Origin of the sequence: Pedobacter sp. BMA (assembly GCF_001027745.1) — a bacterium.
Taxonomy (GTDB): domain Bacteria; phylum Bacteroidota; class Bacteroidia; order Sphingobacteriales; family Sphingobacteriaceae; genus Pedobacter.
The window spans coordinates 79321-93369 of sequence record NZ_LECU01000009.1 but is presented as its reverse complement, the minus strand read 5'-3'; the positions used below and the strand labels follow the sequence as shown (position 1 = coordinate 93369).

Below are 14049 nucleotides of genomic sequence, written 5' to 3'. Positions count from 1 at the left end.
AACAATGCCCTCTTATTGGATTAAAAATAAACGAAATCCCGCTCTAAACGTTTGTCCGCCAGCTTCTTAAAGGCTACCAACATTAATTCCGTTACTATTTGGAAAAAAGGTTAAGAGCTAATGCTTCAGCGTATGGTGGGCATTGTAATTTGATTTGTCTTTAGCTGCTAAAGCTAATTCACCAAGCCTTTAACCACAATTCCTCCCACAACTTGACGATGTGCTCGTTTGTGTTTTCCCGTAAGTGATAAATTTATAGAGGTTATCTCTTCGAAGGTTATTGTGCAAAAAAAGCTTTGCAAGAATAAATCTGAGTTATTCCAGGCAGGACAAGACTGTTGATAAATCTATTTATAAATCTTTGCAGACACTTCTCTAAGTTGAAAATCTTTTTTTAGTTTTAGCTATCTTATTAATGATGCTCAAAAATGAAAATCGATTTTGTACACCTACAGAATTTCAGGAAACTGAAAGACTGTCGGATTGAATTTGCCCAGCAACAAACACTTTTTGTAGGTGCCAACAATAGCGGCAAGACAACTGCTATGGATGCCCTAATGCTTTTTTTGAAACAGAAGAGCAAATTTACTACCCGGGACTTTACGCTTTCCAATTGGAAAGACATCAATAAACTTGGCGAAAAATGGTGCAGTTTAACTGCATATGACCCGGAGGAATTCAGTATTGATAAATGGGCTGGCCTCTTACCGACACTGGATGTCTGGCTTAAAGTGGAACACACCGAACTGCAACATGTACATAGGCTTATTCCAACGCTAAGCTGGAAAGGCGGTCTGTTGGGGGTAAGATTACGGCTTCAACCAGTAGACATCGAATTGTTCTACCAGGAATTTACGGCTGCTCAAAAACAGGCAACAGAGTTGACTGGAAAACCCGAGAAAGGGAAGAAATTCAAAATGTGGCCTTCCACACTTTGGGAGTTTCTAGATGAGAAAGGCAACCTTTCGCGTTTTTTCAAAGTACAGACCTTTTTGCTTGACCCTGCTCTACATGACAAGCCACAGGAAATGGATCCACTCGCAGATGCCCTAGAGGGTGATGTTTTCAGCGGTCTGATCAAAATTGATATCATCAATGCACAGCGGGGTTTTTCTGATTCGAACAGTGAGAGCCAGGAACGCTCGGAAAATATAAAAAACCTGGGCAGCCAGTTGCGAAGCTACTATGATAAGCACCTCAACCCGTCAGTGAATCCGACGGCTGATGACATTGCGGCCCTCAAGGCGATCAGTAGTGCGAAGGAAATATTTGATGAAAGTCTCAAAACAGCTTTCAAGGATTCATTGAAAGAGTTGGAAATATTGAACTATCCAGGTTTTGGCAACCCTTCAATTACCCTATCAAGCAAATTTAACTCGCTCGATAGCCTCACACATGAATCTGCGGTGCAATATGCGCTTGAAGAGGGCCTGTCCCTTCCTGAGAAATACAATGGACTTGGCTATCAAAACCTGATTTCTATTATATTTAAGCTTATCCGATTCCGTGATGAATGGATGCAGGTAGGTAAGGGTTTCGATAGTTCTGGAACTACGGAGGTAGTGGGTTTTGAACCTCTTCACCTGGTACTCATAGAGGAGCCTGAGGCGCATCTGCATGCGCAAGTTCAGCAGGTTTTTATCAATAAAGCCTATCAAGTGCTCCGGAAGCATGATGATTTATTAGAGGGTTCGCTGTTCACAACACAGTTGATAATCAGCACACACTCCAGCCACATCGCACATGAAGCAGATTTCACGGCATTGCGATACTTTAAGCGGTCCCAACCTAAGCTGGGAATGAGCCAGACGACAACTGTGGTCAATCTTTCCGAAACTTTCGGCGAAGATACCGCCACTACCAAATTTGCCAAGCGTTACCTTAAAACGACCCATTGCGATCTTTTTTTTGCAGATGCGGTTATCATGGTCGAAGGTCCAGCGGAGCGAATGCTTGTGCCCAGTTTTGTAAGGCGGTATGAAGATCTTTGCAATTGTTATCTCTCGATTCTGGAAATCGGCGGAAGTCATGCACATACCTTGCGCCCCTTGATTGAGGACTTAGGAATTTTGTGTTTGGTCATTACTGACCTAGATGCTGTTCAGGGAAGATCAAAGGTACAACCTGATCTCGGCAAGGGATATAACAGTGGCAACAGTACCCTTAAGACTTGGCTTCCCGGTGAAAATTCATTGGATAAGCTTTTGGCCATGAAAGAGGCTGACTGGATTTCCAAGAACGGGCAGATTAGGGTCGTTTATCAGACGAAAATTAGCTTCAAGGAAGGAAAGAAAGACGTTCCGGCCTATCCTTACACCTTTGAGGATTCGCTTGTATTGACAAACAAAAAACTTTTTTCAGAAATGCATGCTGGCAAGGGTCTTCTTTTGAAGATGTGTACTGCCGCAAAGCAAAAAAATACAGCTTTATGCGCCAAAGAACTTTATGAAGTGATTACCGATGAAACTGCAAAGAAAGCTGAATTCGCACTGGAACTTTTGTTCATGGAAGATCCTAAGGCACTGGAAATCCCGGCCTATATCGCCAGTGGTCTTTCGTGGTTGGAAGGTAAATTATCGATCTTGAAGAAACCTACAAAAGGAAAATAAGATGGCAGCGACAGACATAAACAATACGGATGCTCATGTAGATGAGGAAATCTTCGATGGACTGAATCCCCAGGATCCAAAAAGCTTTTTTCTTTTCGCTGGGGCGGGATCAGGTAAGACTAAGACACTGGTAACGGTATTACGCAGGATTAGGGAAAAACATGGGCGGCATTTTTTATTGCGCCACCAGCGGATTGCGGTCATTACCTATACCAATGCGGCGGCTGATGAGATCATGCACCGTCTGGAGCAGAATGTCCTTTTCCAGGTGTCGACAATCCACAGCTTTTGCTGGGATTTGATTCAGGGACTGACCGCAGATATCAGAGAGTGGCTAAAGATAAACCTGAGAGGTGAGCTGTCCGATCTTAGTGCAGCTCAGGCGAAGAGCAGGGATTTGGGTAATAAATCATCTCTAGAGAGGGCTGTACGGATGACTTCGAAAACCAAAAGGCTGGAAAGTCTTGATGGGATAAGCAAGTTTACCTATAACCCAAACGGGGACAACATTTCCAGGGATTCACTTAATCATGCAGAGGTAATTGCCTTGACAGCATATTTTATGCGGGAGAAATCGCTTATGCAGGAAATCATTGTAGACAGATTCCCAATCATACTTATAGATGAAAGCCAGGATACAAAGAAAGAATTGATAGATGCATTTTTTCACCTACAGGCTACGCTTCCAAAAAGAGTTTCCCTTGGTCTGCTTGGGGACACGATGCAGAGGATTTATTCGGACGGTAAGGAAAATTTGGGAAATGCCTTGCCAAAGGATTGGCTGACGCCGGTAAAACAGATGAATCACCGTTCACAAAAACGTATCATTGACTTAGTCAACACGATTAGGGGTACTGTTGATAAACAACTGCAGCTGCCAAGAGCGGAAAACCAGGGTGGACTCGTCCGTCTTTTTATTGCGGATTCATCGGCAGACAAGGATAAAGCCGAGGCTTATGTTTCTGAGCGCATGGCGGAACTAACGGGTGATCCTAAGTGGCGAGAAAATCGACTGGAGGTCAAGACGCTCATTTTAGAGCACCATATGGCCGCCCGGAGAATGGGATTTCTGGATTTCTTCCAACCGCTATACGAGAACGATCGACTCAAGACAGGGCTGCTCGAAGGATCGCTTTCCAGTATTGGTATCTTCACGAGGATGATCATCCCACTTTACCATGCACACCTTATTGGGGACAAATTCGCGATAGGTCGCTTGGTGAAGCAACATTCCCCGCTGATATCTAAGGACAATCTTGCGCTCGCCACCGAACAATTAGCGCAGCTGGCATTGGCTGATAAGGCGGTAGAGGCATTAATTAAGCTTTGGAAAGATGGGGCTGAACCATCTGGACTGGACATATTAAAGAGTTTGTCGACCTCTCGCCTATTTACGGTCCCAGATGTGCTACGCCCTTTACTTATGGAAGTTTCTGAAAGGGAACTTGTGGATGAGGAGATAGAGAAAGGCGCTGAGGCGGAACAGGTTAGAGCGCTGGCGTCTGCATTGTCTGTTCCTTTTTCGCAAATCGTCAACTATGACAGGTACTTGAGTGAAAAGTCGCAGTTTGGTACCCATCAGGGCGTGAAGGGGCTGGAGTATTCCCACGTAATGGTGATAATCGATGATGAGGAGTCCCGTGGTTTCATGTTTAAATACGACACGCTTTTCGGCATCTCGGGATTGAGTGACACGGACCGAAAAAACATCAAGGAGAAAAAGGAAACGGTAATGGACAGGACCAGACGATTATTCTATGTTGCCTGTTCACGAGCCAAAGAAAGCTTGGCGATTATCGCCTACACTCACGAACCAAGTGCATTGGAGCACAATGCACTCGAATTTGGCTGGTTTTCAAAATTGGAGATCGAACGTATGACTTAGAGCTGACCTCAGTTTCAATAAACTTATTAGTATTTTTTATATGGCTTAACACGAATAATTTGCCGTACAGAGCCAGCTTCCAGCAATGCGCTAGAGAGATAGAAAAGCAATCTTCAATTTCTTTCACCCAATGTTTTTGAAAGGCATTAAGTTCATGGGTGATTTTGATCCTTATGTTTTGACGGGCGATGATTGCAAGGAAAACATTTGCTATATTGGCGACTAAACAAACGCAGACTCGCATGACTTACAAAGTATTTATTTCCAGCAGAAATAACGATACACTTAAATTTGACACAGATCCCAAATCAAACCTTACAGCTTTGAGGCTCTATCTAAAAGAAGAACTCGAGAAAGAATTTTTTTTTGGAAAGGATTTTTTGGAGATCTCAATCAACGAAAAATTTGCAACCGATGCAACAAATGACAGTTACAACCAATGTTTGAAAGAAATTGAAGAGGCAGACCATACCATTGTACTGCTGAGCGGAAGTGCCGGATGGGCGCCACCTGCAGTGGATATCGGTATTTGCCATGCAGAAATGGCTAGGGCAATTGAACTTTCGCAAAAGCAGCTCAGCATTTTAAATTTAAAGGACTTTATCAATTACACAGATCCTGATACCAAACAAAAAAAACGGGATGAAAACTTCGAGAAATACGTGATGGAGCGGAATAGGTTCAATCACGACTTCAAACTGAAAGGCGATTGGACTGAGGGCAACTTTAAAGTACAGCTCTTGGCGAACATCAAAGATATCATCCGTAAGTCGATTGAAAAACGAATTGAGTTTGCCGGAATTGCATATCGTGCAAATGGCGGTGGCCAAAAGATGTTGGAATGGAAAGCAATGAGCTATGAGGTAAGGAACCGAGAAATCATCAAAATGCTCAAGCCGATGGTTGACCATGACTACACCGATATCATCACTACGGTAATGGCTGTGCCCGATAGCATGTCCACGCCAGAGGCATTGAGCTTTGCCGGACGTGTGTTTCTAACGGATCAGGAAACAATACAAAAAGGGAGTTTTTCCACGTTAACCAAAGGTCCGTTACACTTCGTTGGCGTATATGGCTCGGTGACCGAATCACAGGTCAGAAAGTTATTGGGCAATCCGGATATTGTGGCGATGAAAGATGATTTCGGAATATACGTATGGGAGCGGACCCTAAATATTCAGATGGTATTTTTAAGTAAATGTGCCACACCTGAAGCGACTAAAACGCAATATAATCTGTTTACCATTTGGATGCAAGCGAATGGAATGAAAGACCTGATTGTTGCGAGAACTGAGGCCAGACATTTGATTTTGAGGGCCTTGGTAGAGGCTGGTGTCCTGCTTTCGAAATAATTGTTCAATTTTATGAATATCGCTTTAGGTTTTAGCTAACTCTATTGGTTGATAAGCTTTAGAGATCAAGCATTATTCAACCAATAGAGTAACGGACCATGTTTAAACTCAAAGGTGCTGATTATTCTTAGATGATGTATCGGAATGGGGATTGATAGCGGGTTAAACTATTGTTATGATTTATAATTGATGAGGTTACTTTTACTTAGATGTTTTTTCGGTTTAGTACATCTGTGGCGTTCGGCTAAGCTACTCAAATTCACAGTGAGCATTTCTATTGCATGATAGCATTGCTTCTACTAAATTCGACTATTCATTGTGTCAGCCAACACAGCCAAACCGCCCACTCCCCTACAAAGTCTTACTGCACACCACGTTCTTGTAATCTGGATGGTGCTACTTTCTATATTGCATATACCCGTAAATCAAGCGGTTACAGTACGCTACAAGGTAATAGGCATCCTCTGCTGTGTCGTGTGCAAGATGCATTTTCCCGTACACGTATCAATTCTGCTGTTTACTTTTCTTTACTTTACTTGGGGTAATCCTATTGCCAGGAACAGTTATGATAATTATACCGCGTTTATCCTGATTTCCCGATGTTGAAGCAATTTCAAGTTTCACTCTGCTTTCAAACGATCCCATACCATGCGGCTTCTCAGTTAAATCAAGAACCAACAATATGCCCAGCTTAGCAGATGTATTGCTGTACTCCATACTCTGCCCCAGATACTGTGCCGAAAGGTATTCGAAACTACAGTCTTGAGACTCGCGCTTCACTTCGGTGCAGATATGATAGGAAAGAAAGTTGAAGAAAACATCTGCCCTTCCGCTCGCCACATCAGAAATCTCTATCCTAACATCACCAATAGATTGTTGGGTGACCATAAAATTGTAATAGTCTTGCTGCAACTGGCTTTCCAGAGGCTTTTTACTACTTTTAAAAAGATAGCGCATGGTTGGATAATTCGATTTTGAATTATCCATTCTCAACTTGAGAAAGTAAAGAGAATGGTATAAAATGGTTTGAAAACTAAATCTTATCGCTGGATTGTCATAAGTTGGCACTGGTTTGAGCTGCTCGCAAAGCGATTCAAATATGGAAACGATGACCGTAGGCGTTGAGTTGGAATGTACCTCCCTAAATGTGGACGCAAATTGCTCGAATTGTTTCTGTTCTCTGAGCGGAATTTTCCAATAGGCGGGGACAGCAGACGAAAGTGCTGCTGTCCCCAGGTCATTTTCCAGTAACTGCTGCGCCTTGTAATTATCAATTTGTTCCTTTAGTTGGGTCGCTACTGGCCACAATTCATGCTGGATATTGCTTTTCAGCCACTGATCGAGTAAGAAAACCTGAACTTTTTGGTCAGCTATTCTACGCTTTATAAATGGCTGAATAATCTGATCTGTCCCACTACCGATATTTTTATTCAGAATTGCGCGGCTACTAGAATAAATTTTTAGCAGATGGTCTTCGATAACTCGGCTGGGCTCAAACCATCCAGGTTCTTCCAAATGTTCTATGAGCTGACCTACTTTCTCGGAAAGCAAATTCCAATGCATCAGTTCGGTGTGGCGTAGCCCTGACCAGCTAAGAAACATATCCTGAGGGTTCCACGCCAAGGTTGCGGCAATATTATTTGTCAAACGGCTTTTAAGCATTTTAATTTCATCCAATTTTTCTCCGTTGCTGAAATTATGCAGAATTTCCAGTGCAATGCGATAACTTAAAGCATCATCACGACCAAGCGCTTCGGCATGTTTGAAATATTCCAAGGCGTGATCGAACAGCATTTTGCTTTCGTCGTGTGTGACTGTATTTAACGCCTTATGTAGCGAGCCCATCCCCAGTTCGAAAAAACGCTCGTAGTCTGCGCAGCCGACAAGGCTTTCGAGTTTTTTAAAGAGGTCCTTTTCATCAAAAAAAGTAAAGGACAAACCTATAATTTTTATAAGGTGAGAAATATAGCTAACGTCTTCTCTTCCATCAGTATCCAACAGATAGCCAATTAGGGCATGCTTTTTAGCTGGACTGTTCAAAGCGATTTCGAATGCGCCCGCCAAATAATAGCGCCTTAAAATCCCAGGGCGATTAACATCGTCAGCAAGTTTGAGTAATGTTTTGAAGCAGTCCCCAAATAAATCGGCATTTTGTGAGAGTAAATGTAATGCTTCTCTAATGACAATAGGGTCATTATTTGTTAAAAAAGCTTGATTGAAGATTCCTATGGCTAATTGTTTATTACTGCTGTCAGAGTGTACCGCAACCTGGACAACTGCACTTAAAATTTCATCCAAGATTGGTGAGCCAGCGATAGCTTCGCACTGCTTGGAAACGGCTGATAGGCCTCCGATCTCATCTAAGTTTGGCGTTAGTCCTGCTTCGATTTTTGAGATGAAATAAGATTCAATGGGATGTAGTTTGATGGTCATCTTACCAAAGGAATTCGTGATCGTGTGCGTATTTGCGGTGATGTTCATCGACATGATCAAGCAGTGTCTCATTTGCTACGGAGGCAATTATAATCTGAAGGGACGGCAATGAACTTCTTAAATCCTCCAGTCCGGCGATCAGATTATTCAAATCTTCTTGGTTAACCTCTTGAGCAGCTGGCGAGTCAATGATTAAAAACCCTGGGTGTCTACCGAGTTTCCGCTCTTCTGCTACTGAAATTAAAGCTATTGTTGCCAGAACTTTCAATCGCAGTTGTTCGCCCTTTGACACTTTTGAAAAAGTAGTGTCGCCACCATCCTTGGTAATCTTAAGGGAGGGCTGACCATTCAGTTTAAGTTCGGTATACTGACTTAGTCCAACTTTGCTGCAATATTCAATCATCTTTTCATTAACGCCCTGAAGCAAATCTTCTTGAAGTCCCTTGAAACGAGATTCTGTCTCCTTAATGGCCGCTGCAAGGATTTTGTTCTCGTCAATGTCCGATTCGCTGGCAGATTCGTTGCCGGTAAGAGGTAAACTTACAAGAGGCTCGGGTAAATCCTCTGCATATTCCTGCTCAAGGATTTTTAATCTTGCTATTTCTTCTTTTAGGGCGTTGAAAGTAGTACTGCTTTTCTGTTCGGCATCCAGTTCCGATTTGTAAGCTAGTGCTGTTTGCTGAAGTTCAGTCATCCATTGTTCGGAGTTTTCCAAAGCTTTTTGCCGCTGTTTGCAAAGTTCTCGGCCTGCCATCTGAGCTTTTGCGGTCGCCTCTGCCTTATGAGTTAATTCGGTTAAAATTGCTTCGGAATCTTCTCCATCCAGCATGGTCCGGTCGCAGATCGCACAGGTATGATCTGTTTTCTCCTTTTCAATTTGGGCTTGTGTAATTTTCTGCTCACAGTGTGGGCAACAAGTTGGATTAAGCTGCTTGAATATTTTATTGGCCGCGCGGTCTTCTTTGAAATGCTGTAAGGAAATTTTGTCGGCTTTGTAACTTGCGTCAATCGTGTCAAATTCGACTTTTGCCTCCATGACCCGCCTTCTTGCTTCATTGGTCAACTCGTAGGCCCTATTGAATTCTTCAATTTGTTTGTTGTAATCCTGTTTCGATTTTTGTGGCTGTGGAAGCGCTTCCAATTGCTTAGACTTAGCCTCCAGTTCAGCGCGTATTCCACTTAGACGATTTCTTCGGTCTTCCTTAGTCCGGTCAATATAAAAATTTTCCACTGTAGCCGCCCCTTTCAATTGACCTTCTAGCGCTTTTAATGCTGCTTGCGTTGGGATCCAAGGTAACCCCATGTACATATTTAGAATGCGGTTGGGTAGTCCCGACATCGCTGTATCTCCAAAAATTGCGCTGTAGCTGGTCCCGATGAACATCGCTGCGGCTAGAGCAGGCCATCCATGTGTGATTTCTGACCCGCTATCAAATTCGTGATCACCTCTTTTATAGGATGAAAACTGCCCCAGTTCCAACTGATCTAGCATAAAGTCGGACATGACTGTTGCCATCTCTTCTTCCGAATTAAATGTCTTAAATTCACGGAGTTCCATGTTTGCGGGCGCGCGTAGCAACCCGCCGGTAAATTCCTCCCCTTTCTGATTAACCTCAATCCGATAATCCATCGAGTCGACCTTAAAGCTTAATCCAGCATATCTAATCCAGCTTTTCACACCAGATTGAAGTCCATCAGCTGGCCTGCCTTTAAATAACCACTTAATTACCTCCAATATGGTGGATTTGCCTTTGCCGTTTCGGTCTGAAAATATCCCCCAGATACCAGGGCCAAGGTTTTCAAACTTAAATTCGAAATCATTAGTATGTACACCTTCTTTTTTACCGCTAAAAACGATGCCAGTGAGGTGGATTCTTTTCGGGTTTCCTATAGAGGGGGTTTGAGGAATCTTATATTTTTTAACAAAGTTCTGTATATCTTTACGAGTGTATTTGGTTCGCTCGGCTATCGCCTCCAGCCAACCGAGTTGTGGTTTCGCTTTAATCTCCTTAGTCATGGTTAAATATAATTTTAGTCAGACGAGACTGAACTTCATCTTTGATTGAAGGGATCAGTGTTCCCAGATTGGTTTTTGCATAGGACATGTGTTGGTACTGCATTGCTTTTAGCGCGTTTCCGCTTAAATTTCCAGATATCTTTTTGACCAGTTTAGTCCGGTCATCATACCACTTCAATATTGGGAAATCTATGGCAATTGACTCGACGAGTTTTTTTGCCTGCTCGGTTACGTAAAACTCATAAGAGGTAATTTTTCCATTTGCCTTTTCGCCACCGGTTAACACAAGTCCTTTGGACAATAAAATGGAAAGTGCTTCGCTGATGTCATCATAAGCACCAAACCGGTACCGAATCATTGGAATCGAGCGAATGTCCGGTTCATCAGTTCGCAGGATTTCTTTGGCGCTTTTCAAGTACTCCTCCTCAAAGGTTTCCTCGTAAATATTAAGCAATTGGTAAGCTAGATAGTCGGGATACCGTACCCAAAAGTCCAGTGCATGAAGTTTTGTTTTACCTTCAAAACAACCTGCAAAATCTTGTGAATCGTTATCTACAGGATCACTTCCGTGAACGAAAATATACAGAAGGCGGATTGCGTCCTGTGCAGTTGAAGTTTGAGCCATTAATTTATATTAGATATATTTTTTAAATATATAAATTTCTGAGTAGATGGCATCGCTTATCTTGGATTACTGTCGCCAAGTTATTTAGTGATTCGGAAACAAAAACTGAAAATAAGAACAATTTTAAATTTCACGCTAAAGTTCACTGACACCATTTCTAAAGATCGGGAAAAAATATGCCTGAAACAATTCTCGTACGTCTTAATGAAGTTAGCACCAAAAACCAAACGCTTAGCAACTGTATTCTGGAGGCAAACATTCTTTACGGACAGCTTTATGCTCTGTAGACTGCAATTTAACCATTGATCTAGGCATGCCGTAGCTGAGATTACTCATCTCATTGCTGAATAGAATAACAGTCCTTTCATTGGTATCAACTGGCCTATCGTTATAAGCTTTTTGAAATGCAATCAAATCCTCGATCAGATCGACGGAAACGTCTTTGATTCTTGCCAGTTCAGTAAAATCTTCCCAAGGAAATTTATCGTTAAAGATCTGTGCCTGGAAAGGTTCCGGAACGTGATAATAATGATCCACGTAACCAACAGAGGTCCCGGTCCAGTATGGCCTAATGTAATTTTCCAGGTAGGCATACGGATTTTGGCTAATATACTCCCGATAAACCTCCAGCGCCCCATCCGTAATGATCGTCCGGCGATGCTCAACTAACCGATCCACATTATGGTAAAATATTCCGGTAATGTCATTATGCTCGGAATCCGCGTCTGCTATGGAGCTTTTCAACAAACTGAGATTTAGACTCTGTAATTTGGTGATGAAAATTTGATAAGATTCTGCCGTTAGATCACTGTTGACGATTTGGGGATCTTTGTCCCCGATACCAATAATAAACTGACGACAGAAGTAACTGAGGTGCACATATGGAGTAACTGCATTTTTCCTCAACGTATCAAATAGTGTGGTCAGCTTTTCTTGATCATCCTCTAATAATTCTGGAAGCGCATTGACCACAAGTTTAACAAGTGCCTGATTGGGCTGATACCAGTCGATCTTTGCCTTTTCCTGAAGGATCACCAATATACCTACCAAATTCCAGAAGCGTTTATCAAGGGCGGATACGGCAAATGAGTCGAGCTTGTCGAGCAACTCGGTTTCTAATCCGTTTTCAATGTAGCGTATAACTGTTTCCTTATCCATTGAGTAAGTTTTCGAGATCCTCATAAGCAATGTTGCCATCACCAAATTGGATGTAATTTAAAAAATTGATTTCGTAATAAATAGATAGATTTTCATGATAATCACTTTTTTCCGGTGGGCTGAAAAGCGCTTTGATCAGACTGATAAGCGTAGGCTCAATAACGGGCTCAGCTGTAAATTTTTCCTTTTTTTTCTCGCGTTGTAGATCATTTTCAGGGTCATTTTCACGAATTAGGATTTCCATTTCATTGTCAAACCCCAAAAAATTCAGTAATGGCGTAGCCTGTTCTTTATCTCCCGTATAGAGTTCCAAGACTTTCCTAGTCCCATCACTTTTGGTATAAAAATAACGCCTGCTTTCAAAAAGCTTGCGGTAAACAGGCAAATCCTCATATTTAATCAATTCTATGATTAATAAATCTGGAAGATAAAGCTTATTAAAGTTTTCTTTAAGTGAAAGTTTTACACTATTGGTAAAGCGGATGATATCCCGTTTGTTACGCAGAATCTTAAATAGGTTTTCCCTTATTGAACTATATTTACTACCCCGTTGATTAGAAAATCCAATATTCTGAAAAATAGATTTGATCTGATTGATTAAGTGATTTCTATCTTCTCGATTCGCCCTGATTAGTTTTTCTTCGATAAAATTTTCCATGATCTCGATGAAAAGTGGCTGAAGATAAGTGTCAAATATTGGAGTCAGCGAAATCTCCAGATCAAAAATCTTTTTAATGTATTCTTTAGGTGTGTAAATGTGTGTTTGCGTAAGTGCGTGCAGCACATATTCCTTATCGAAGGGCACCACAAAAATAATGTAAGGAAAATTCGCTGAGTTGCGGATGAGACGGAGCACTTCAAATACCTCTTCGGTGTCTAGCCTGTCGATATCGTCAATAAAGATGAATACACGTTTTTTCAGTTTTTCTAAAAGGGCTCCGATCTGGTTAAAGTATTCTATTGTGGAAGGTTCTTCAATCCACTTTTTCGGTAAATACTTAATTGGATTCATCACACTATCTACCTCTTTAATTCCGTTCGCATACTCACGGAGTAAAGATCCTGTATTTAAATATTTGGAGAGCCCCTCATCCATAGTTTTAAAGAAATCACTTGTCATGTTGGCTGATCTGGGGGTCGACCATGCATTAAATTTGATAATGATCGTATTCTCCCGATCATTATCGAGTTGTTTTTCCAGAAAACGCAGAAATGAAGTTTTACCCTCTCCCCATTTATTGACAATACCAATATTGAAACTTTTGTCTACGCTGGACTGAATAGCACTTATCTGATTAATCAAGGTCTGGTAAACTTGTTCCCTTTCGAACCTATCTAGACGAACATCTTCCAGTGGGACATCGAAAAGTAAGTCATTCTCTTTACTTGCCACAATCTCCTTACAATAGCGGTTACAAAGCAAGATTGCTGCGCCAAAAATGTAAAGAACTAACGGGATGTCAAGAAGATTGATATCGAATATTGGACTTGGCCGGAATAGTTTGGTAAAATTGTAGTGCAAATTACTGGTCCGTTCATAAAGATAAAGTGCTGAAGGAAAAAACAGTAAAAAAATATAAGAGGCCTTTGTCACATAGCGGGTGAATACCCAGCAATAAATCATTGCAATTATGGCCGAAATAAAAATACCCACAGAAAGACAGATCTGAAGTCTGTTGAGGTGAGACTGATATATTTTCCCGATTATTTTTGTAACGACGTATTGATCGAAGATTGTATAAAGATAAGGTCCAGTGATGCAAATAAAAAAAAATATAACTAGAAGAAAAAATATATTTCTTGACTTGCTGACTTCTTTTTCGTGATACTGGAATGAAAAATTGCTGTATTTCATTGTTGAGGCGTTTGGATTGTAAATTTAGGGAAATTGCTTGATAAATCTGAGTGATGCAAAAAAAACTCATCACTATCTAACTTCCCATTACAGCCTGCCAGGCTTGCGATTA

The 14049-nt window shown here is 41.6% G+C and carries 8 protein-coding genes; 3 read left to right on the top strand and 5 right to left on the bottom strand.

Annotated elements, in window-relative coordinates; all coding sequences use genetic code 11:
• Positions 1-428: 428 nt before the first annotated feature.
• The 3 genes from AB669_RS19540 to AB669_RS19530 all read left to right on the top strand — a co-directional run bounded on the left by AB669_RS19540 (position 429) and on the right by AB669_RS19530 (position 5849).
• Positions 429-2609 (top strand): ATP-dependent endonuclease, encoded by a 2181-nt coding sequence (locus AB669_RS19540; RefSeq protein ID WP_047801042.1) that lies wholly within the window; start codon positions 429-431, stop codon positions 2607-2609.
• A gap of 1 nt (position 2610) precedes the next feature.
• On the top strand, positions 2611-4494 hold the full coding sequence (locus tag AB669_RS19535) for a UvrD-helicase domain-containing protein (protein ID WP_047801041.1): 1884 nt from the start codon (positions 2611-2613) through the stop codon (positions 4492-4494).
• Between the two features lie 242 nt (positions 4495-4736).
• Complete coding sequence (locus tag AB669_RS19530; protein WP_047801040.1) at positions 4737-5849, top strand: hypothetical protein; 1113 nt, start codon at positions 4737-4739, stop codon at positions 5847-5849.
• A 504-nt stretch (positions 5850-6353) separates the two neighbouring features.
• Here AB669_RS19530 and AB669_RS19525 read toward each other — a convergent pair.
• The 5 genes from AB669_RS19525 to AB669_RS19505 all read right to left on the bottom strand — a co-directional run bounded on the left by AB669_RS19525 (position 6354) and on the right by AB669_RS19505 (position 13706).
• On the bottom strand, positions 6354-8282 hold the full coding sequence (locus AB669_RS19525; protein WP_047801039.1) for a hypothetical protein: 1929 nt from the start codon (positions 8280-8282) through the stop codon (positions 6354-6356).
• 1 nt (position 8283) lies between these two features.
• Positions 8284-10299, bottom strand: a complete 2016-nt coding sequence (locus tag AB669_RS19520) for a hypothetical protein (RefSeq protein WP_047801038.1) — start codon at positions 10297-10299, stop codon at positions 8284-8286.
• Positions 10292-10924, bottom strand: coding sequence for a hypothetical protein (locus tag AB669_RS19515; protein ID WP_047801037.1), 633 nt, complete (start codon positions 10922-10924; stop codon positions 10292-10294). The genes AB669_RS19520 and AB669_RS19515 overlap by 8 nt, the downstream gene beginning before the upstream one ends.
• A 231-nt stretch (positions 10925-11155) precedes the next feature.
• Complete coding sequence (locus tag AB669_RS19510; protein WP_197082447.1) at positions 11156-12106, bottom strand: hypothetical protein; 951 nt, start codon at positions 12104-12106, stop codon at positions 11156-11158.
• Complete coding sequence (locus AB669_RS19505; RefSeq protein WP_197082446.1) at positions 12075-13706, bottom strand: P-loop NTPase fold protein; 1632 nt, start codon at positions 13704-13706, stop codon at positions 12075-12077. Before AB669_RS19505 ends, AB669_RS19510 begins: the two co-directional genes overlap by 32 nt.
• Positions 13707-14049 lie beyond the last annotated feature (343 nt).